The organism is Parasphingorhabdus sp. (genome assembly GCF_036963705.1).
GTDB lineage: Bacteria > Pseudomonadota > Alphaproteobacteria > Sphingomonadales > Sphingomonadaceae > Parasphingorhabdus.
The window spans coordinates 1-19,918 of record NZ_JBALUT010000051.1; the positions used below are offsets into that span (position 1 = coordinate 1).

At 56.4% G+C, this 19,918-nt stretch carries 20 protein-coding genes; 12 read left to right on the forward strand and 8 right to left on the reverse strand.

The window, feature by feature from the left end:
* Positions 1-110: 110 nt before the first annotated feature.
* The 3 genes from feoB to V7680_RS11380 form a co-directional block, all read right to left on the reverse strand.
* Entirely contained in the window at positions 111-1,970 is a 1,860-nt protein-coding gene (gene feoB / locus V7680_RS11370; RefSeq protein ID WP_335653392.1) for a ferrous iron transporter B, read from the reverse strand.
* A gap of 3 nt (positions 1,971-1,973) precedes the next feature.
* The gene (locus V7680_RS11375; protein WP_335653393.1) at positions 1,974-2,243 is read right to left on the reverse strand and encodes a FeoA family protein; all 270 of its coding nucleotides are present in this window, start codon (positions 2,241-2,243) and stop codon (positions 1,974-1,976) included.
* Between the two features lie 75 nt (positions 2,244-2,318).
* Positions 2,319-2,984, reverse strand: coding sequence for a COQ9 family protein (locus V7680_RS11380; RefSeq protein WP_335653394.1), 666 nt, complete (start codon positions 2,982-2,984; stop codon positions 2,319-2,321).
* Positions 2,985-3,114: 130 nt separating this feature from the next.
* Here V7680_RS11380 and V7680_RS11385 point away from each other — a divergent pair, with 130 nt between their 5' ends.
* Complete coding sequence (locus tag V7680_RS11385; protein ID WP_442955006.1) at positions 3,115-4,215, forward strand: alkene reductase; 1,101 nt, start codon at positions 3,115-3,117, stop codon at positions 4,213-4,215.
* 15 nt (positions 4,216-4,230) lie between these two features.
* Here V7680_RS11385 and V7680_RS11390 read toward each other — a convergent pair whose 3' ends face one another.
* Positions 4,231-4,686, reverse strand: a complete 456-nt coding sequence (locus V7680_RS11390) for a DUF1465 family protein (protein WP_335653395.1) — start codon at positions 4,684-4,686, stop codon at positions 4,231-4,233.
* 158 nt (positions 4,687-4,844) lie between these two features.
* Positions 4,845-5,042, reverse strand: coding sequence for a YdcH family protein (locus tag V7680_RS11395; RefSeq protein WP_335653411.1), 198 nt, complete (start codon positions 5,040-5,042; stop codon positions 4,845-4,847).
* A 193-nt stretch (positions 5,043-5,235) separates the two neighbouring features.
* On the opposite strand from V7680_RS11395, the gene V7680_RS11400 reads away from it, so the two are divergent.
* The 6 genes from V7680_RS11400 to ftsH all read left to right on the forward strand — a co-directional run bounded on the left by V7680_RS11400 (position 5,236) and on the right by ftsH (position 12,862).
* Positions 5,236-5,394 carry a YdcH family protein gene (locus V7680_RS11400; protein ID WP_335653396.1) on the forward strand — a complete coding sequence of 53 codons (159 nt, stop codon included), beginning with the start codon at positions 5,236-5,238 and terminating at the stop codon, positions 5,392-5,394.
* Positions 5,395-5,495: 101 nt separating this feature from the next.
* Positions 5,496-7,778: a phosphoenolpyruvate--protein phosphotransferase gene (gene ptsP / locus V7680_RS11405; protein ID WP_335653397.1), complete on the forward strand. Its 2,283-nt coding sequence runs from the start codon at positions 5,496-5,498 to the stop codon at positions 7,776-7,778.
* A 173-nt stretch (positions 7,779-7,951) separates the two neighbouring features.
* Positions 7,952-8,782, forward strand: a complete 831-nt coding sequence (locus V7680_RS11410) for a helix-turn-helix domain-containing protein (RefSeq protein WP_335653398.1) — start codon at positions 7,952-7,954, stop codon at positions 8,780-8,782.
* 133 nt (positions 8,783-8,915) lie between these two features.
* Positions 8,916-9,785, forward strand: a complete 870-nt coding sequence (locus V7680_RS11415; protein ID WP_335653399.1) for a tetratricopeptide repeat protein — start codon at positions 8,916-8,918, stop codon at positions 9,783-9,785.
* A 3-nt stretch (positions 9,786-9,788) separates the two neighbouring features.
* Positions 9,789-10,742: a tRNA lysidine(34) synthetase TilS gene (gene tilS / locus V7680_RS11420; RefSeq protein WP_335653400.1), complete on the forward strand. Its 954-nt coding sequence runs from the start codon at positions 9,789-9,791 to the stop codon at positions 10,740-10,742.
* A 167-nt stretch (positions 10,743-10,909) separates the two neighbouring features.
* Positions 10,910-12,862 (forward strand): ATP-dependent zinc metalloprotease FtsH, encoded by a 1,953-nt coding sequence (gene ftsH / locus V7680_RS11425; protein WP_335653401.1) that lies wholly within the window; start codon positions 10,910-10,912, stop codon positions 12,860-12,862.
* 99 nt (positions 12,863-12,961) lie between these two features.
* Here the strand turns inward: ftsH and rpoZ are convergent, their stop codons facing one another.
* The gene (gene rpoZ / locus V7680_RS11430; RefSeq protein ID WP_335653402.1) at positions 12,962-13,309 is read right to left on the reverse strand and encodes a DNA-directed RNA polymerase subunit omega; all 348 of its coding nucleotides are present in this window, start codon (positions 13,307-13,309) and stop codon (positions 12,962-12,964) included.
* A gap of 118 nt (positions 13,310-13,427) precedes the next feature.
* On the opposite strand from rpoZ, the gene V7680_RS11435 reads away from it, so the two are divergent.
* Both V7680_RS11435 and V7680_RS11440 read left to right on the forward strand, forming a co-directional pair.
* A complete protein-coding gene (locus tag V7680_RS11435) occupies positions 13,428-14,681 on the forward strand; it encodes a phospholipase D-like domain-containing protein (RefSeq protein WP_335653403.1) in 1,254 nt (417 codons plus the stop codon).
* 159 nt (positions 14,682-14,840) lie between these two features.
* A complete protein-coding gene (locus tag V7680_RS11440; protein ID WP_335653404.1) occupies positions 14,841-15,929 on the forward strand; it encodes a serine hydrolase in 1,089 nt (362 codons plus the stop codon).
* A gap of 3 nt (positions 15,930-15,932) precedes the next feature.
* On the opposite strand, the gene V7680_RS11445 is transcribed toward V7680_RS11440, so the two are convergent.
* Both V7680_RS11445 and V7680_RS11450 read right to left on the reverse strand, forming a co-directional pair.
* On the reverse strand, positions 15,933-16,127 hold the full coding sequence (locus V7680_RS11445; RefSeq protein ID WP_335653405.1) for a hypothetical protein: 195 nt from the start codon (positions 16,125-16,127) through the stop codon (positions 15,933-15,935).
* 89 nt (positions 16,128-16,216) lie between these two features.
* Positions 16,217-16,561 carry a hypothetical protein gene (locus V7680_RS11450; protein WP_335653406.1) on the reverse strand — a complete coding sequence of 115 codons (345 nt, stop codon included), beginning with the start codon at positions 16,559-16,561 and terminating at the stop codon, positions 16,217-16,219.
* A 234-nt stretch (positions 16,562-16,795) separates the two neighbouring features.
* On the opposite strand from V7680_RS11450, the gene V7680_RS11455 reads away from it, so the two are divergent.
* Genes V7680_RS11455 through V7680_RS11465 form a run of 3 tightly spaced genes read left to right on the forward strand, consistent with a single transcriptional unit; the run spans position 16,796 to position 19,814 of the window.
* Positions 16,796-17,815, forward strand: coding sequence for an ArsR/SmtB family transcription factor (locus V7680_RS11455; protein ID WP_335653407.1), 1,020 nt, complete (start codon positions 16,796-16,798; stop codon positions 17,813-17,815).
* Positions 17,812-18,768: a methylenetetrahydrofolate reductase gene (gene metF, locus V7680_RS11460; RefSeq protein WP_335653408.1), complete on the forward strand. Its 957-nt coding sequence runs from the start codon at positions 17,812-17,814 to the stop codon at positions 18,766-18,768. Before V7680_RS11455 ends, metF begins: the two co-directional genes overlap by 4 nt.
* Positions 18,765-19,814 carry a homocysteine S-methyltransferase family protein gene (locus tag V7680_RS11465; protein WP_335653409.1) on the forward strand — a complete coding sequence of 350 codons (1,050 nt, stop codon included), beginning with the start codon at positions 18,765-18,767 and terminating at the stop codon, positions 19,812-19,814. The genes metF and V7680_RS11465 overlap by 4 nt, the downstream gene beginning before the upstream one ends.
* The last annotated feature ends 104 nt before the right edge of the window (positions 19,815-19,918 follow it).

The following is a 19,918-nucleotide window of genomic DNA, read 5'->3' on the forward strand; positions in this document are numbered from 1 at the left end:
TACGCACTTCCGGATCCTTGCCCAGATTGCCTACGATGATGACTTTGTTGATGCCGCCGGCCATTTCAAATTCCCCAAAAATATTACGTGATTATCGATTCTTGCGGACTCTATAGACCGAGGGCGACGGCACTCCAATATGTAATACCGGCCGCAACGTAAGCGAGCGCAAAAAGATAGGCGAGCATGAAGATCGGCCAGCGCCAGCCGTTGGTTTCCCGCTTGGTCACGGCAATGGTCGAGATACATTGCGGGGCAAAGACGAACCAGGCGAGAAACGCCAAGGCGGTCGGCAATGACCAGCGGCTTTGCAGCCTCTCGGTCAGGGATTTGGCTTCCGCCTCTTCATCCGGCGCATCAATCGCATAAGTGGTGGCCAGCGCGGCGACCGCGACTTCGCGTGCGGCCATCGCCGGGATCAGGGCAAGCGCGATATCGCGATTGAAACCGATTGGTTCGACGACCGGCGCAATGACATTGGCGATCCGCCCGGCGACGCTATAGTCGACCTGGCTCATTGCGCTGTCTTCTGGCACTTTCGGAAATGTGAGCAACAGCCACAATACGACGGTGGCCGCAAAGATGATCGTACCGGCGCGGCGCAGGAATATCCACGCGCGCTGCCACAGGCCGATCAGCACGTCTTTCATCCGCGGCAACTGATATTTCGGCATTTCCATCAGGAAGCCGCTACTCGGCCCTTTGGTTACCGTCGACCGCAGCACCAGCGCAACAACCATCGCGCCGACAATGCCGAACACATAAAGTCCGAACAATACCAGCCCCTGCAATCCAATGCCGGGCCCGACCGTGGTTGGCGGAATGAACGCGCCGATAATGATGGCGTAGACCGGAAGCCGCGCCGAGCAGGTCATCAGCGGCGCCACCAATATCGTGGTCAGGCGGTCTCCGGGATCGGAAATGCTGCGCGTCGCCATGATGCCGGGAATGGCGCAGGCAAAAGAGGATAGCAGCGGGATGAAGCTGCGGCCGGACAAGCCGACACTGGCCATCATCCGGTCCATGATGAACGCCGCGCGGGTCATGTAACCGCTGGCTTCGAGCAGCAGGATGAACAGGAACAGGATCAGAATCTGCGGCAGGAACACGACCACCGAACCGACACCGCCTATGGCGCCTTCGATGATGAAGTCGCGCACAAAGCCCGGCGCCATATTTGATTCAACGCCTGCCGCCACCCACTCGCTAGCGCCTTCAATCCAGCCGATCGGCGCCTCCGACCAGGCAAAGACCGCCTGGAACATGATGAACAGCACAGCAAACAGGATCAAAGGTCCGGCGAAAGGATGGAGGAGGACACTGTCCGCCCGCTCTGACCAGCGCCTGCCAGCGGTTTCGGCAATGATTACCTGATTGGCGATCAGCTTGGCCTGCTTGCGCAAGCCGTGATCGCGTATCTTGCTGACCACAGGTTCGGACGCAGTGTTTTTTTGGGTGAGGCGAGTTTCCAGCGCCGCCGACAATTCTTCCAACCCGCGTCTGCGCACCGCCACGGTCGGAACCACCGGAACACCTAAAGCTTCGGACAGTTTTGCTGGATCGAGGGTAAGCCCGTCGCGTTCCGCGAGATCCATCATGTTGAGCGCGACAACGACCGGCTGGCCGAGCGCAATCACTTCAAGCGCGAAGCGCAAATGGTTATCGAGATTGGCGGCATCGAGCACGATGACAATCGCGTCGGGTTTGCGCTCGCCCTGTTGCAGCCCGGTGATGACGTTGCGGGTGACTTCCTCGTCGGGGCTGGTCGGGTCGAGACTATAGCTGCCGGGCAAATCGACCAGTTCGGCAGGTCGGCCATCGGCAAAGGTAAAATGACCGGATTTGCGCTCGACGGTTACGCCAGGATAGTTGGCAATCTTCTGCCGCGCGCCGGTCAAGGCGTTGAACAAAGCGCTTTTGCCCGAATTAGGGTTACCCGCGAGGGCAATGAGAGGAGCGGACTGGGTCATCAATCAGGCGGGGATCGTTACCGGTGTTAACTGCACGGATATCGCCTGCGCATGGGATTTGCGGACCGCTATCATCATCCGCCCTACTTTCAGCGCGATCGGATCATTAAAACCAAACATACCCTTGTGGAGTTTCTCGACCGCGATGCCTTCGTCAATGCCAAGCGCCCGCAAGCGACGGCCCTCGCTGTCGGAAATGGCGGCCCAGTCGATTGCCACGATTTCAGCGCTTTGCTTCAGTGACAGCTGGTCCAGGGTTGTGGCTATTGGCATATATCGCAACTCGATCCTACTAGTTGCGACTGATTATCATTATTGATTAATCTTGGCGAGTCTTTTTGTGGAATTTTACGCGCCGCGATAGCGTAGTCGGCCGACGAAGCGCGCCATGCTGAACCCGTCACCTCCCCGGCCTGTGACTTTGGCTTTGACCTTCTCGAACTGCATGACATTTTCGATCCGGCGGTCCAGAAACGCGCGGGTTTCGGAATAGCCTTCGCTTTCGTCATCCAGGAAAACGCTGATCGTGCTGCCGTAAACCCCCGACAATAGAGTTCGCTTGGTATAATGATTATAGTCGGTCGCGGTGTCTCCAGCGAGCCGCCACATCTTGTCGGCTGCCCGCCAGCCCATTTTCGCCGCTTTGCGCAAATGCGGCGGTGCCGCCAATATCGCCAATGCGCGGCGCAAACCCTCGCGATCTGCCTCCAACGCTTCCAGCCTGGCCTCGACAAGCGCCTTGATCCGTTGCCGTATTTTCATCGCGCCAAGTTCATCTGCGCTATATTTCGCCGCCATTTGCGCATCAACCGCCTGAAACCAGGCGTCGATCATATCGACCGGCCCTTCATTAAACGCGAGTCTTGCAAGGTCAGGATCGACTCCGGCCAGCTCTGCTGCTGCTAGCACCGCTTTCTCGTTCCATCCGTCAAACGCGGCCTGCGCGGCCAGTCCAGCGGCGAGAGCGGCACGCACTTCATCCAAGGTCGGATCTTCGGGAAGCGATACGGGCATGTGAGTTCCTTTGAAATCAGAGCTATTGATATAGACAGAAATTGCTTGGGTTCAAACCATTGCATTTGAAGCATGCGCATCTTAATTGTCTGATTAACAATTCATGCCTCTTGCTTCAGGGAATTCCATTTTGACCACCTTATTCGATCCTATCACCGTCGGTGCCATCGAGGCTCCCAACCGCATGTTCATGGCTCCGCTCACCCGCTGCCGCTCTACGGCCGACTTTGTCCCTACCTCGATCATGGGCGAATATTATACCCAGCGCGCCGGTGCGGGCGTGATCATTTCGGAAGCCACCGGCATCAGCCAACAGGGCCTTGGCACACCATTCGCTCCCGGCATCTGGACCGACGAGCAAACCGAAGCATGGAAACCGATCATCGAACGGGTCCACAAGGCCGGCGGCAAGATCATATGCCAGTTATGGCATATGGGCCGGATCGTGCATCCCGATTTTCTCGGTGGCGAAAAACCCGTCTCCGCTTCCGCGACAACCGCACCGGGCAGCGTCCGGACCTATGTCGGCAAGAAAGATTATGCCGAAGCGCGGCCGCTGGAAGTGTCGGAAATCCCCGCTCTTCTCGATGATTACCAACATGCGGCTGAAAACGCCAAGAAGGCAGGCTTTGACGGGGTGCAGTTGCACGCCGCGAACGGCTATCTGATAGACCAGTTCATCCGTTCCGGCACCAATTTGCGGACCGACGAATATGGCGGCTCGATCGAAAACCGTATCCGACTGCTCGGCGAAGTGACCCAGCGACTGGTCGATGTCTGGGGCAGCGACCGGGTTGCCGTGCGCCTGTCCCCCAATGGCGATTCACAAGGTGCGGATGATGCGACACCGGTGGAAACCTTTACCGCTGCGGCAAAATTGCTCGACCAGATCGGGATTGCCTTTCTCGAGCTGCGCGAGCCGCCTGCCCACGGCACTTATGGCAATACCGATGTGCCACCAGTCAGCCCGAATATCCGCCCGGTGTTCAAAGGTCCGCTCGTGCTCAACAGCGACTATTTCTATGACAATGCGACCGCAGCCTTGGCCGACGGCAAGGCCGATGCGATCAGCTTTGGACGCACGTTCATGACCAATCCCGATTTGCCCGACCGGTTCCGCGCAGGCGCAGAACTCAACCCGATCGACTTTACCCCGAGCTGGTATAGCCAGGGGCCAGAGGGCTATATCGACTATCCGACGATGGAAGAAAAAGAGACAGCGTCTGCCTGAACGGCTGAGGCTCGACTAGAAGCTGCTTTGCAGTCGGCGGAACATGTCCTGGACCGCCGACTCGGCTTCCATTTCCCGCTGCAGCCGCGCCGAGAGGCGTTGCAGGCGCTGGAACAATTCTTCGCTGGCCATGATGATCTGGCGGGCTTCTTGCGGAAAGCGATTGACCATCGGCTGGTCGGTCGCCGGGGCATAGCCAAGCGCGCGGTCATGGTTCCAGACTTCGCCTTCGGACAATTCGCCGCTGTGCAAGGCCTTCTGGTTTAGAAGCCAAGCGATGCAGTGCATCAATCTCGTGGTCACTTTCAGCGATTCACAAGAAAAGGACACGGCAAGATTAACGTCGTTTTCGGAATCTTCGTTGAATCGGCCCGATTCAAAATAAGACCGCGCTTCGTCGGCCAGCACCATCGCTTCGGTATAAAGCGCGTCCAGTAATTTCAGCGTCAATAATGATTCACGATCTGCCATATTTGGTTAGTAGCAAAATATTACCGAAGTTGGACAGGTTAAATCGGGCCCCAGACGATCCGGAAGGTGCTTGTTCCAAACTGATACGCAGATGTTGCGGGGGTTAACTGGTGGACAGTCGTGGTTAACGATTCACCATCCCGCACTATAGCGTGGCATCAGGCTATAATGTCGGGAATGAGTTGATTCTCGAGCAGGATGATGCGGTCGCGCAACTGCAATTTTCTTTTCTTTAACCGCGCCGCCCGGAGCTGATCCGGGTTACCGGCTTCGATCAGCGCAATAATGGCCTCGTCGAGATCACGATGTTCAATTTTCAGCAGTTCAAGCCGCGTCTGCAACTCTTCATCGCTCATACCCATTATGGTTCAATCTCACCCCTTGCGCCGATGCAACAATTTTGCAATCTTACTTCTATTGATGGTTCATGTCGAAACCAAGACAATTAAACCGTCGAGCCCGATCGCCAACGGATTTTGGCGACTGCAGCAGGAAAGGAAGCTTTCGTCCTCTTTCAATTTCAAAATCAACAGTTTTGAGGAGATCTTAATGGATAAGAATCACACGTCAGCATTGCGCAACAAGCATGAAGCACTGGACCGCAAGATCAATGATGAAGAAACCCGACCACTTCCCGACACGATTCGAATCCATAGTCTCAAGAAAGAGAAGCTTCGACTGAAGGAAGAGTTGCTCGATTCCGCTTAATCGACGGCATCGCTCGGACTAATCCGGTGAGTCAAATCTGTTCCGGCCAGTAGACCGTTTTCGATATCGCACTTACTGGGCCTTTCTGCTAGGCGAACGTCATGCCCGCAACTGATCCAGCCAGTACCAAGACCGCCCGCAGCATCCTGACCGGGTTGCGGGCGATCATGGCGTCGCGCGGAAACGCCCAGATCAAGTTAAACAAAGTTGTCGACACGATCGCCGACGCGGTGAGCAGCGAAGTCTGTTCCATCTACCTGCGCCGCGAAGGCGTATTGGAGCTATTTGCCACGCGCGGGCTCAACGCTGAAGCGGTTCACGTGACCAAACTCGCGATGGGCGAAGGCCTTACCGGATATATTGCCAAAAACGTCGAGACGCTGAACCTCGACGAAGCAGCCAGCCATCCCGATTTCCAGTATCGTCCAGAAACCGGCGAAGAAAAATTCCACAGCTTCGCTGGCGTACCGATCATTCGCAATCAACAGGCCATCGGCGTTTTATGTGCTCAGCATGTTGAACCGCGCCGCTATTCCGAAGTCGAAATCGAGGCGTTTCAAACCGCCGCAATGGTGTTGTCCGAACTGATCAGCAGCGCCGAGTTTGTCGATGACAATTTTGCCGAAGAAGAAGCCTCGCTCGACAGTGGTGCCAATCGCCTGAGCGGGTTGCAACTGGTCAAGGGCAAGGCCAGCGGTCACGCCGTCTTCCACCAACCGCGCGTAAAAATCGAACATACGGTGGCGGAAGATACCGAAGCGGAGCGGCACCGGGTCTATTCCGCGTTTGACAAGATGCGCGCGCAGATCGACCAGATGACCAGTCAGGCCGAATTCGGTGTCGGCGGCGAGCATGAGGAAGTGCTCGAGACATACAAGATGTTCGCCTATGATGAAGGCTGGAGCCGGCGCATCAACGAAGCGATCGACAGCGGACTGACCGCTGAAGCAGCGATCGAAAGGGTGCAGCAGCATACGCGTATGCGGATGCGGCAGATTGATGATCCGTTGCTGGCGGAGCGCATGCACGATCTGGAAGATCTCGCCAATCGTCTGCTGCGCACCGTGTCTGGCCAGATGGGTACCGCAGCCAAAATGGGCTTGCGGCAGGACACGATCCTGATTGCCCGCAATCTGGGTCCCGCGGAACTGCTCGAATATGACCGGCGTAGATTGAAAGGCGTGGTCCTCGAAGAAGGTTCGTTGACGGCTCATGTCACGATCATTGCCCGCGCGATGGGCATCCCGATCCTCGGCCAGGTCAAGAATATCCGGCAAGTGGTCCGGGAAGATGATCATCTGCTGCTCAATGTCGACGATAACGTCGTATTTGTGCGGCCCGGCCCCTCGGTCGAGGAAGCGTTTGAAGCGCAATTGGAGCTCAGCCAGAAAAAACGCGCTGCCTACTCCGAGCTGCGCGACAAGGAGGCTGTAACCAAGGACGGCGTTCGGATCACCGTCAATATCAATGCGGGCCTGCGGGACGATTTGGCGCTGCTCAATCTCACCGGAGCCGATGGCATCGGACTGTTCCGGACCGAATTTCAGTTTCTCGTCGCCGCGACCATGCCCGGCCGAACCGCGCAGACCCGTTTCTACCGCGATGTGCTGGATGCCGCAGGCGACAAGCCGGTGATATTCCGCACCGTCGATATCGGCGGTGACAAGCCTTTGCCCTATTTCCAGGCCAGCGAGTCCAAAGAGGATAATCCAGCCATGGGTTGGCGCGCGATCCGTATCGGGCTCGAACGCGATGCGCTGATGAAAGTTCAGGCCCGGGCATTGATCGAAGCGGCCGCAGGACGGAAGCTGAATGTCATGTTCCCGATGGTCGCGGAACCATGGGAATTTGATGAAGCCAAAGCGGTCTTTGAAGCCCAGCGCGACTATCTGCGTGGCCAGAAAAAGATGTTGCCATCGCAAATCCGCTATGGCGCCATGCTCGAGGTCCCGGCTTTGGCCGAATGTCTGGATTTGATGGCAGACCGGCTCGATTTTCTATCGATCGGCACCAATGATCTGACCCAGTTTCTATTCGCTGCCGACCGCAGTAATCCGAGACTGGCAGAACGGTTTGACTGGATGAGTCCGGCAATCCTCAGATTCATCAATCGCGTGTCAGGCGATGCCGAACGGTTCGGCATATCGCTCAGCGTGTGTGGGGAAATGGGTGGACGCCCTCTGGATGCTCTGGCGCTATTGGGCCTGGGTATTCGCTCGTTATCGATCACCCCGGCTTCGGTTGGTCCGATCAAGGCGATGGTGCGTTCCCTGGATCTCGGTCAGGCCAAGCAGGAAATCGAAACAATTTTGAAGGAAGCCCCGGCGGAATCGAGAATACGTCTGGAACAATGGGCAAATCAACACAAAGTGGACTTGGACTGATAGCTATTCAGACGATTAGCGGTCAAACCTCCAACCAAATGGTCGAAAATCGTAAAATGCGATACATCGACCATGATTGTCATTGACTTTTGCCGTCCAAACTGGCTTTTTTCTAGGAATATCCGGGGGCGTGCGAAAAGGGTCGCAAGATGATCCGGCCAAGGGAGTATTGAGTGGCCGAAGAAGCAAAAGACGACGAGAATGTCGAACCACATCTGCAAAGCACAGGCGCATTGTTGCGTCAGGCGCGAGAGCAGAAAGATATGACACTGGAAGAGATCGCGAAGAAAACCCGCATTCCGCAGCGCCATCTCGCGTCGCTCGAAACCGGTGACTTTGGTGCTCTTCCCGGACGAACCTATACGATCGGTTTTGCTAAATCTTTCGCCCGATCAGTCGGGCTGAGCGATGCTTCCATTGGCACCCAGTTGCGCGAAGAAATGGAAGATCAGGGCCACGGGGCCTATCAGCCCGAAATGAGCGGTTATGCGCCGGCCAATCCCTCCAGCATTCCACCGCGTTATCTGGCATGGACCGCTGCCGGGATCGGAATATTCGTGCTTGTCGGCTATCTGGTCTGGCGCACCTTGATTCTCAATCCAGGCGAAATGACCCAGGTTGCGGATAGCGACACTACAACCGAAGCCGGGCCGGAAAATAATGATGTGCAGACCGTCGAAGCGAGCGGCACCACCCCGTCCAGCGAAGGAACCGTTGTCCTGACCGCAACCGAGACGGTGTGGATGAAAGTTTACGATGCCGAGGGCAAGCGACTGTTCGAAAACCAGATGTCGGCCGGTGAGACTTTCACGGTTCCGGCCGATGCCGACGATCCGCAGATTCTGACCGGACGTCCCGACGCATTGACCGTCACCATCGACGGTCAGGTGGTCCCGCAATTGGGCACCGCAGAGCGGACCATCAAGGATGTCGGGGTCAGTGCAGCAGCATTGCTTGCCCGCGGAGAAGCCAGCAATCCGGCAGCAGATTTACCAACGGATTAAGGTTCCTATCGAGGTCTGGATGAACCGAATATAGGGAGTGGGGCGATCGATTTCGGGCGACTTCACGATATAATATTCTTTACTTTTCAGCACGGTATATGGTTAATATACAGTATATTCAGCGGAGGCTTCGATGAAGACATTCGGTATTACATTCCTGCTCGCCAGCCTGGCCATTAGCACGCCGGCATCGGCTCAGAACGCAAATACGGACAAGCGCGTGGATCGGCTCGAGCAAGAGATGCGCGCGGTTCAGCGCAAGGTTTTCCAGGGCGGTTCGACCCGCTATTTCGAACCCGAAATTACCGCTGAGAACGGCCCGGCATCACCCAAAACGGTGAACACCACTTCGGCCGTCACCGACCTGATCGCACGGGTCGATGCGCTGGAATCCAGTCTAGCCAACCTAACCGGCCAGGTTGAGGAAAACGGATTCCGACTGAAGAAAATCGAGGATAAGCTGGCCGCAGCGGAAACGCAGACAGTCAAAACCAATAGCCCGACCGCATCAACGCCGACCGCCACCGGATCGAAACCGAAAGCAGCACCAGAGGCTGCTCCCGATCCCGAGCGGGTCGTTGGCGTCGCCGCTATTGTCATGCCGGATACCGGGGATGTTGCCGAAGATTCCTATATTTACGGCTACCGCTTGTGGGAAGCCAAATTCTATCCTGAAGCCCAGACCCAGCTGAAGAAAATGGCAGAGGATCATTCTGCCCATCGCCGCGCCAGCTTTGCCCAGAATCTCCTCGGCCGTGCCTATCTCGACGACGGCAAGCCAGCGCTGGCATCGGTCGCCCTGTACGAAAATTATCAGAAGAGGCCACGCGGCGAACGCGCACCGGACAGTCTCTATTTTCTGAGCACCGCTCTGGTGCAGCTTAAAAAGAAAGACGACGCCTGCCGGGTATTGTCAGAGTTGCAGGATGTCTATCCCGAGGTTGCCAGCGGCCGCCTCGCAGATCGGATAACATCGGGCAAGGCCGCCGCCAACTGCAAGTAAATCATGGACAGTGAAACCGCCTCGCTCGACAAAGATTTTGCCGATGCACTTCACCGGCTGGTTCCCGAGTTCAGTACCAATGACCAGAAATTGGGCCTGGCGGTCTCCGGCGGGCCCGACAGTCTAGCCTTGCTGCTGCTGGCTGCTCAGGCTTGTCCGGGCAGGATTGCCGCAGCAACCGTCGATCACGGCTTGCGCCCTGCCTCGAGCACAGAAGCTGACTTCGTCGCTTCGATCTGCCGCGAGCGCGATATCCCTCATGCAATCCTTCGCCCGGTTGTTCCGATCCGCGGCAGCATCCAGAGCGCAGCACGACGCGCCCGCTACGGGCTGCTGCACGACTGGATGAAGGAACAGCATATCGACTGGCTGGCAACCGCCCATCATGCCGATGACCAGCTGGAAACCATGATCATGCGGATATTGCGCGGCAGCGGTATCGACGGGATGTCGGGCATCAGGGAGAAGCGGAGCAATATTATCCGGCCCCTGCTCCATTTTCAGAAATCAGCCTTGGAAACCTACGTCGCCGATCACGGCATCGACGCGGTCAACGACCCCTCCAATCGCGATCAGGGTTTTGACCGCGTCCGGGTGCGCAATGCGCTAAAGGATCTGGAAGGCTTTGATACCAGTCTCGCTAGCCAGAGCGCGAGCGCGTTGGGCGCGGCTCGCGAAGCCATTGAATGGCATGTAGAACAACTTGCAGCGGAACATGTCGAAAGCACGGATAACGGATGTTCTCTGGGAAAGACCGACTTTCCGCACGAAATCCAGAGGCGTCTGCTGCTCAAGTGCCTGCACATTTGCGAACCCTCGCTGTCCCCTCGCGGTCAGCAGATTGACCAGACGATAACCGCTCTCGAACGAGGCGAAACCGTCACCCTGGGCGATATCCTGTGCAAGGGCGGAGAGCGGTGGACTTTCCAGGCGGCTCCCAAGCGCCGGACCAGCTAAATCATCTGGCTCCTGCTTGTCCCGCAGCGGGTCAATCACTGTGATCGGTAAAAACATTGCCGTTCATATTGTCATCCGCAGCAAAAGGACTATCTTTAGAGGATTGAGATAGCTGCGGCTTGATGCCCATCATCCGCGGCCAAAACGATTACAGGACAAGATGCGCAATGAATGACGAACAAGATCCCAAAGAAAACCCGTGGATGAAGAGCATGTTCATCTGGGCTGGCGTCATCGTAGCGCTGCTGCTCATGGTATCGATGTTTGGTGCCGGTGCCTCAAGTGACGCAGGATCAGCAATCAGCTATTCCTCGTTCCGCAACAAGGTTGAAGAAGGCAGCGTCAAAAGCGTCGCCATCGCGCCTGACAAGATTACTGGCGAACTCACCAATGGCGACATATTCTCGACCACTCCGGTTGGCAGCGATCCTACGCTGGTAAACCTGCTGGATGACAAGGGCGTCGAATATAGCGGCAAGGCACAAGAACAAGCGAGCATCTGGCAGATCATTCTGGTCCAGTCCCTGCCCTTCCTGCTGATCATCGGCATTGCCTTCTTCGTACTGCGCCAGATGCAAAAAGGCAGCGGCTCCGGAGCGATGGGCTTTGGCAAGTCGAAGGCTAAACTGCTCACCGAAAAGCAGGGCAAGGTTACCTTTCAGGATGTCGCCGGGATTGATGAAGCCCGCGAAGAGCTGGAAGAGATTGTCGAATTTCTGAAAAACCCCGGCCGCTTTGCCAAGCTTGGCGGGCAGATACCGAAGGGCGCGCTGCTCGTCGGTTCACCTGGTACCGGTAAAACCCTGCTGGCTCGCGCGATTGCCGGCGAAGCGGGTGTGCCGTTTTTCTCTATTTCCGGTTCCGATTTTGTCGAAATGTTTGTCGGCGTCGGTGCAAGCCGTGTCCGCGACATGTTCGAACAAGCGAAGAAAAACGCGCCTTGCATCGTCTTCATCGACGAAATCGATGCGGTCGGTCGTCATCGTGGTGCCGGCCTTGGCAATGGCAATGACGAACGCGAACAGACGCTGAACCAGCTACTGGTCGAAATGGACGGCTTTGAAGCGAATGAAGGCATCATCATCATCGCCGCAACCAACCGTCCCGACGTGCTCGATCCTGCTCTGCTGCGTCCCGGTCGTTTTGACCGTCAGGTTGTCGTACCGCGTCCCGATATCGAAGGCCGTGAGAAGATTCTTGCTGTCCATATGAAGAAAGTGCCGCTGGCTCCCGACGTCGACCCGCGCACCATCGCACGCGGCACGCCCGGTTTCTCTGGCGCTGATCTGGCCAACCTCGTCAACGAGGCTGCCTTGATGGCGGCTCGCCGTGGCAAACGGATGGTCGCGATGAGCGAGTTCGAGGATGCCAAGGACAAGGTCATGATGGGCACCGAGCGCAAGTCGATGGTGATGACCGAAGACGAGAAGAAGATGACCGCTTATCATGAAGCCGGTCATGCTCTGGTCTCCGTGCACGAACCGGCCTCTGATCCGATCCACAAGGCGACGATCATCCCCCGTGGCCGTGCGCTTGGTATGGTCATGCGCCTGCCGGAACGGGACAATTACAGCTACCATCGCGACAAGATGCACGCCAATCTGGCGGTATCGATGGGCGGCCGCGTCGCCGAGGAAATCATCTTCGGCTATGACAAGGTCTCCTCCGGCGCATCCGGCGATATCCAGTACGCGACGAAACTTGCTCGCGACATGGTCACGCAGTGGGGCATGTCGGACTTGATGGGGCCGTTGCAATATGAAGAGGAACAGGGTGAAACCTTCCTCGGCTATTCGCAGTCACAGCGCGTCCATATGTCGGACGAAACAGCGAAGAAGATCGATCTCGAAATCCGCAAGCTGATTGACGACAGCTATGACCGTGCGAAACATGTGCTGACCACGAACGAGAAACAGCTTCACGCTCTCGCCAATGCGTTGCTCGAATATGAAACGCTGTCAGGCGAAGATATCGACGAGCTGGTCGAGACGGGAAAGCTGGCACGTCCGAATGGAGATGTTGTCAAACCGGCCGCTGTGCCGTCAATCGGCGCGACCATCCCGAAAGCGGGACGGAAAAAGAAGGGCCCGTTTGGCGATCCCAAACCACAAGGCGCTTAACCTCCGCCTGCCAATGATGGAATAAGAAAAGGCCGCTCGGAATATTTCCGGCGGCCTTTTCTTTTGTCTCGAATAGTCTTGCGCGGTGACGCGGCCTGTTTACCGGCGACCATAGTCTCCGGAAACACCGGCGCTGCGTGGTGGTGCAGCAGCGGTCAGACGAAGCGCTTCAGCCGACTGGCTGATCGAGCCGATTTCATCCGGCGTATCATCATCGTCGATGAGAACCTTCTGCAACGATTGAATCAGGCTTTCTTCCAGATCCTTCGGCTTGACGGTTTCTTCTGCGATTTCGCGCAGCGCTACAACCGGGTTTTTATCACGATCGCGGTCAACAGTCAGCTCTTCGCCGCCTGAAATCTCACGTGCGCGCTGGGCAGCGAACAACACCAGATCAAACCGGTTTGTTACTTTATCGACGCAATCTTCAACGGTAACGCGAGCCATAAGCCGCTCCTGATTCTGCAAAATTGTGGAAAAGAGGCCTGCATCTAGGGAAATGGGCGGGATTTGTCAACAAAACTGGTGTCCCGCGCGCATCGACTGACAAACCGATGGCAATCTAATGGTTTGTCGCTGCACCGACGATAATCTATGCCCCCATGTGATGGAAATTCCTACTGGAAATAACCCGACAACATATCCCGATCCACCCGAGTGGTTTGATGTCGGCGGGAACCGGTTGCGGCTGGTCCGGGCACCGGCGGTACGTCTCGCCGCGCTGGTCAACCTGCTCGAAAGGGCGGAGAAAAGCCTGAAGCTGTTCTTCTATATGTTCGAGGATGACCGCACCGGCCGCGAAATCCTCGATATTTTGATCGCCGCCTGTAACCGCGGCCTGCAGGTCGAAATGATGGTCGACAGTTTCGGCTCCAACGGCGCGCCGCGCAAGTTTTTCGCGCCCCTGATTGCAGCGGGCGGCAAATTCAAGGTCTTCAGCCCGAGCTTCTCCTCCAGCTATTTTGTCCGCAATCACCAGAAAATGATCATTGCCGACGATTGCTGTGCCTTGATTGGCGGCTTCAACATTACCGATCAATATTTCAATCTCCATCGGCCTGGCGAGGATAGCGATTCGATCGACGATAGCTGGGAGGATCTCGGCCTCGAAATCGAGGGACCCGAGGTCGCCAATCTCGCCAATTATTACCGGCTTTTGGCCAACTGGGTCTATCGCGACAATGGCAACATACGTTCGCTGCAAAAAATGGTCCGGCACTGGAAGGCCGGTGACGGCCAGTTTCGCTGGCTGCTGGGCGGACCGAGCAATCGCCTGAGTCGATGGGCGCGGGCGATCAAGAATGATCTCGAGAATGCCCGCACGCTCGATCTTGTCTCTGCCTATTTTTCGCCAGGACAAGGACTGTTGCGGCGCATTGCCAGAATATCAAAGCGCGGCGGGAAAAGCCGGATCATATTGCCGGGCGAAACCGACAATGCCGCGACTATCGGTGCCAGCAGGCTATTATACGGCTATCTGTTGAAGCGCCATGCTCGCATTTTCGAATATCAGTCACGACGGCTGCACACGAAATTGGTGATTGTCGATGACGCGGTTTACATCGGCTCGGCAAATTTCGACCTTCGCAGCCTGTTCATCAATGTCGAGATGATGTTGCGAATCGAAGATGCCGGATTTGCCCGTCATGCGAGCGGTATCATCGATATTTTGCATGAAAACTCTCAAGCGATCACCCCGGAACTGCACAAATCCCGACGAACGTTTCTCAACCGGATACGCTGGACGATATCCTATTTTTTCGTGAACACGCTCGATTATAGCGTTACCCGGCGACTCAATTTCGGGATCAAGAAATAGCGCCTCCCTATTCAAAGCCGAACGGAACTGGAGCCAAGTTCAGCAATCTGCCGCAGGAGGAGAATCATTCACCGCAATCCGCCGTTATGCCCCTGTTAAGACCGGTTCACTTAGTTATTAGAGCCTATGAGAAATCCAACAGCAGAGAACCGACCGCATATGATCCAGTTTCGGTATATATTGACGATGCTGCTGACCATGGCCTTGACCGCATGTGCGTCGGGGTCAAACCGGCCGGTGGTGCAAAAGACCGGCGCGCCGCCAATATATCAAAACCCTGCCCCCTCTGGCACGCCAAGTACCCAAAGCACGCGTGAACAACCTAATCCGGCACTGGTTCGCGAAATTGCCGATCTCTGGCGGAGCTTCCCGGGAAAAACCGGGATTGCGGTCAAACGGATCGATGGCGACTGGGAATTCGGTCACCGGATTGACGAATATTTTCCCCAGCAGAGTGTTTCCAAGCTTTGGGTCGCGATGACCTTGCTCGACAAGATCGATCAGGGCCGTGCGTCATTGTCTGATCCCATCCGCATCGGCAAAGAAGATCTGACGGTATTCCACCAACCGATGGCAGTTGAAGTGGAAAAGGAAGGCGCGGTCGTAAAAACCGTCTACACCTTGCTCGAAAAGGCCTTGGCGAGCAGCGATAACACTGCGAATGACGCTCTGTTAAACCACGCAGGTGGCCCCGATGCCGTTCGCAAATTCTTCGCCAAACACGATCTTGGCAAGATCAGGTTTGGGCCCGGCGAACGGCTTTTGCAAAGCGGTATTGCCGGAGTGGAGTGGAAGCAAAACCTGTCTTATCGCCGTAGTTTCTATACCGCCCGCGCCAATGTACCGGTTGAGCGTCGACAGCAGGCGCTTGATGCCTATCTTGCCGACCCCGTTGATGGTGCCAGTCCGCAAGCAATCGTGCGCGCTCTGGACAAATTGGCGCGCGGTGAACTGCTGTCGGAAAACTCGACACGATTACTGCAATCGATATTGAAACGCACGCGAAGCGGACCGAACAGGTTAAAAGCCGGAGTTCCTGCGGGTTGGGAATTTTTGCACAAGACCGGCACCGGACAGGTGTTGGGCTCGGTCTCGACCGGATATAATGATATTGGCATCATGACCGCACCGGATGGCACGCGCTATGCCGTGGTTGTAATGCTGGGTGATACGACCGCTTCGATCCCCGAAAGGATGCGTCTGATGCAGTCAGTGACCCGGGCCGTCGCCCGTTACCATCCCGGCTAACGACTAATTGGTCTCGGCAGGGACCGTTTCCGAATTCTCGATCGATTCCGGTGGCAGGTTACGCTCATCCAGCATTTCTGCGGCTTCATCGAGCGCTTTTGCTTCACCGACGGTAACCCCCCCGGGCCCCGGATCATTCTGGGCAGGGCCGCAAGCAACCAGTCCGGTCAATATCATGATGCTGACAATGTTTTTCATGCTGCCTCCATAAAGCCATTCCGGACGCTGCCAAAGACAAAAAAAGGGCCACCCGGAGGCAGCCCTTTTTCCTAAAATATATTAGAAGCTTAGTTGACTGCTTTTTTCGCAGCAGCGGCAGCTTTGTCTACTGCGGAGTTCGCAGCTTCTTTAGCAGCGGTACCGGCAGCATCAGCAGCGGCGCCAGCAGCAACAGCAGCTTCACCAGCGGCATCAGCAGCAGCGCCAGCTTCAGCAGTTGCGTCAGCAGCAGCTTCGCCCATGGCGTCGGCTGTACCTTCAGCGGCATCCATTGCATCGTCAGCAGCTTCTTCAGCAGTTGCTTCTGTGCCTTCTACGACTTCTTCAGCACCGGTTTCAGCATTATCTGCGCCGGAGCAAGCAGCCAGGCCAAGTGCAGCGGCCAAAACGAATGTTGTTGTAACTTTTTTCATTGGGGTAAACCTTTGTTATATTCCTCAAAAAACCAAGCAGGACCAGAGGTTCTTTCCTCCATTGACCTACGGGGCGTTTATGTAGCGATATGGCGGTACGAACGCAACGAAGAACCCTTGTGACAATTCCATGACATGTAAATTTTGGTAGGATGCCGGGCCGAAACAAATACGAAACCCAGAAAATCTAGTCGATTGACCAGATATAAAGATTTCTTTATATATCTTTTCGCAATGGATCATATTTTAAACATTTTTAGGGCACTGGCCGACCCCACGCGGTTGCGAATCGTGCTGCTGCTGCAAAAAATGGAACTGGCAGTCGGTGAACTGGCGCAAATTTTGGATCAAAGCCAGCCCCGTATTTCACGTCACATCAGAATATTGGATGAAGCCGGACTGGCAGAGCGCCGGAAAGAAGGAAGCTGGGTCTTCCTGAAACCAGGGCCTGCATCCGAGCTGGAAATATTGGGGCGGATTTTTCGATCAGCCAAGGTCGCGAAATCCGAACAGGCGATGGAGGATCAAGCACAGCTTTCACTGGTGCGCAAAGCACGTGCTGAAATGGCCGAGCGCTATTTTGCCGCTCATGCCCAGGAATGGGATGCGATCCGGTCGCTGCATCTGCCCGAAGCAGAAGTCGAGCGAGCGATGCTGGCGCTGCTGCGTGATGCACAACTCGGCAAGATGCTGGATATCGGCACTGGCACAGGACGGATGGTCGAACTGTTCGGACCATCGGCCCACTCGGTCATAGCGCTCGACAAAAGCCCCGAGATGTTGCGGCTCGCCCGGGCAAAATTGCTCGAAAGCGAAGCCGATGACGGATCAAATCTGGTCCAAAAAACCGAGTTGAAGCAAGGCGATTTCAACCAGTTGCCCGTGGCCAATTGTGCGGTTGATAGCGTCATTCTGCATCAGGTTCTGCATTATGCCCAGCACCCGGAAGCGGTACTGGTGGAAGTGTCGCGGGTGCTGAAATCCAACGGCATCGTCCTGATCGCAGACTTTGCAGCCCATGACCGGGAAGATTTGCGTACCGAACATGCCCATGCGCGCCTTGGCTTCAGCGATGACAGCATGAAACGCTGGCTCGCTGCGTCAAAGCTTGATCTGGTGCAGACCAGAACGCTCGATGGCGGCGAGCTCACGGTGAAAATATGGGTGGCGAGAAAACCCGCTATTACCAGCCTGCACCCCGACTCCGACCAACTGATCTCCCAAAACACAAATCTGAAAAGAGCAGCATCATGAGCAACCCGACCCGGCCAATGGCCCTGAGCGAGCTGGAAGAGGCCAAACGGGCGCTTGATGTTCCGTTGTTCGCCGGATTGAGTGGCGATGCCGACGTCTCTTTTGAATTTTTCCCGCCCAAATCGGAAAAAATGGAAAAGACTCTGTGGGACAGCGTCGTCACGCTCGAACCGCTCAATCCGCGTTTCGTCTCTGTAACTTACGGCGCCGGTGGAACCACACGCGAACGCACCCATGCAACGGTGGCGCGGATAGCCAAGGAAACCAACATCCCGGCCGCCGCGCATCTGACCTGTGTCGACGCGAGCAAGGACGAGATTGCGGAAGTGGCCAGAGCTTATTGGGAGGCCGGCGTTCGCCATATCGTTGCCCTGCGCGGCGACCCGCCCGCACAAGGGCAGGCTTTCGAACCGCATCCGCAAGGATATGCCAGCGCCGCGGAACTGGTGAAGGGCCTGACCGACATTGCACCGTTCGAAATATCGGTCGCCGCTTATCCCGAAACCCATCCCGAAGCCGATTGCCCGCAAACCGACCTCGACAATCTGAAGCGCAAGCTGGACGCGGGCGCAAGCCGCGCGATCACGCAGTTCTTCTTCACCGCGGAAGCTTTCTTTCGTTTCCGCGATGCCGCAGGCGCAGCGGGTATCGACGCAGAGCTGGTGCCGGGCATCTTGCCGGTCTCCAACGTTGCGCAGACCCGCAAATTTGCCGGAATGTGCGGGGCCGAAATCCCGCCGTGGATGAACGACCTGTTCGAAGGGTTGGATGACCATCCCTCGGCGCGGCAATTGATCGCCGCAACCGTAGCAGCGGAATTGTGCCGCAAGCTTTATGCCGGTGGCGTTCGCCAGTTCCATTTTTACACGCTCAACCGGGCCGAACTCAGCTACGCCATTTGCCACTTGCTCGGCAAACGCCCGAATGGTGCCCGCCAGGAGAAAGCAGCATGACCAGCCCGCGCGAACAATTGCAGAAACTGGCAGCAGAACGCATCCTGGTATTTGACGGTGGCTACGGCACCGCGATCCAGAATTACCGGCTTGGCGAAGAAGATTATCGCGGCAGTCTTGACCTGACCGATGACCAGAAGGGCAATAATGATCTGCTCAGCCTCACCCGGCCCGACATCATCGAAGCCATTCATCTCGCCTATCTGGAAGCCGGTGCCGACATCATCGAAACCAACACGTTCAGTTCGACCGAGATAAGCCAGGCCGATTATGGCTGCGAACATCTGGTCCGCGACCTCAACGTCAAATCGGCTGAGATAGCGCGGGCGGCTTGCGAAAAGGCAGAAGCCAAGGACGGCCGCAAGCGCTTTGTTGCCGGATCGATCGGCCCGACCAACAAGACATTGTCGCTGTCACCCGATGTCAACGACCCGGGATTTCGCGAGATTGACTATGATTTTCTCAAAGGCGTGTACCGCGCGCAATGCGATGCACTGCTTGAAGGCGGGGTCGACTTTCTGCTGATCGAAACGATATTCGATACGCTCAACGCCAAATGCGCCGGAATGGCCGCGATGGAGGCTGTCGAGGCAAGCGGCCGGGACGTGCCCCTGATGATATCGATGACCCTGACCGATCTGTCCGGGCGCAATTTGTCCGGCCATACGGTTGAGGCTTTCTGGCACGCCGTGCGCCATTTGAAGCCGCTGACCATCGGTCTCAACTGTTCTTTCGGCGCAGACCAGCTGCGCCCGCATCTGACGATGCTGTCGAAAGAAGCGGACACGCTGATCATGGCCTATCCCAATGCCGGACTGCCCAATGATCTCGGCGAATATGACGAAATGCCGGACGAGACCGCCGAACTGATCGGCGACTGGCTTAAAGACGGCCTGGTCAATATCGTCGGCGGCTGCTGCGGAACGACGCCGGAGCATATCGCGGCGATTGCAAAGGCCGTGGCTGATCAGGAACCGCGCAAGATACCGGTCATATCTGTCCACACTCGCCTGTCGGGACTGGAACCGTTCAACATGGCGGCATAAGCGCCCGGCTGCCAGCGGCGCGCGGCGCGGCGGACCGAATAGAATATTAATTGCCTTCCAGCTTCGGCCGAGACCAACGGATGACATCACCTATTATGAACCAA

Bases quoted from the DNA above. Each gene is read 5' to 3' on its own strand.
- feoB (WP_335653392.1), bottom strand. From the start codon at position 1,970: ATGACCCAGTCCGCTCCTCTCATTGCCCTCGCGGGTAACCCTAATTCG.
- V7680_RS11375 (WP_335653393.1), bottom strand. From the start codon at position 2,243: ATGCCAATAGCCACAACCCTGGACCAGCTGTCACTGAAGCAAAGCGCT.
- V7680_RS11380 (WP_335653394.1), bottom strand. From the start codon at position 2,984: ATGCCCGTATCGCTTCCCGAAGATCCGACCTTGGATGAAGTGCGTGCC.
- V7680_RS11390 (WP_335653395.1), bottom strand. From the start codon at position 4,686: ATGGCAGATCGTGAATCATTATTGACGCTGAAATTACTGGACGCGCTT.
- V7680_RS11395 (WP_335653411.1), bottom strand. From the start codon at position 5,042: ATGAGCGATGAAGAGTTGCAGACGCGGCTTGAACTGCTGAAAATTGAA.
- V7680_RS11400 (WP_335653396.1), top strand. From the start codon at position 5,236: ATGGATAAGAATCACACGTCAGCATTGCGCAACAAGCATGAAGCACTG.
- ptsP (WP_335653397.1), top strand. From the start codon at position 5,496: ATGCCCGCAACTGATCCAGCCAGTACCAAGACCGCCCGCAGCATCCTG.
- V7680_RS11415 (WP_335653399.1), top strand. From the start codon at position 8,916: ATGAAGACATTCGGTATTACATTCCTGCTCGCCAGCCTGGCCATTAGC.
- tilS (WP_335653400.1), top strand. From the start codon at position 9,789: ATGGACAGTGAAACCGCCTCGCTCGACAAAGATTTTGCCGATGCACTT.
- ftsH (WP_335653401.1), top strand. From the start codon at position 10,910: ATGAATGACGAACAAGATCCCAAAGAAAACCCGTGGATGAAGAGCATG.
- rpoZ (WP_335653402.1), bottom strand. From the start codon at position 13,309: ATGGCTCGCGTTACCGTTGAAGATTGCGTCGATAAAGTAACAAACCGG.
- V7680_RS11435 (WP_335653403.1), top strand. From the start codon at position 13,428: ATGGTTTGTCGCTGCACCGACGATAATCTATGCCCCCATGTGATGGAA.
- V7680_RS11440 (WP_335653404.1), top strand. From the start codon at position 14,841: ATGATCCAGTTTCGGTATATATTGACGATGCTGCTGACCATGGCCTTG.
- V7680_RS11445 (WP_335653405.1), bottom strand. From the start codon at position 16,127: ATGAAAAACATTGTCAGCATCATGATATTGACCGGACTGGTTGCTTGC.
- V7680_RS11450 (WP_335653406.1), bottom strand. From the start codon at position 16,561: ATGAAAAAAGTTACAACAACATTCGTTTTGGCCGCTGCACTTGGCCTG.
- V7680_RS11455 (WP_335653407.1), top strand. From the start codon at position 16,796: ATGGATCATATTTTAAACATTTTTAGGGCACTGGCCGACCCCACGCGG.
- metF (WP_335653408.1), top strand. From the start codon at position 17,812: ATGAGCAACCCGACCCGGCCAATGGCCCTGAGCGAGCTGGAAGAGGCC.
- V7680_RS11465 (WP_335653409.1), top strand. From the start codon at position 18,765: ATGACCAGCCCGCGCGAACAATTGCAGAAACTGGCAGCAGAACGCATC.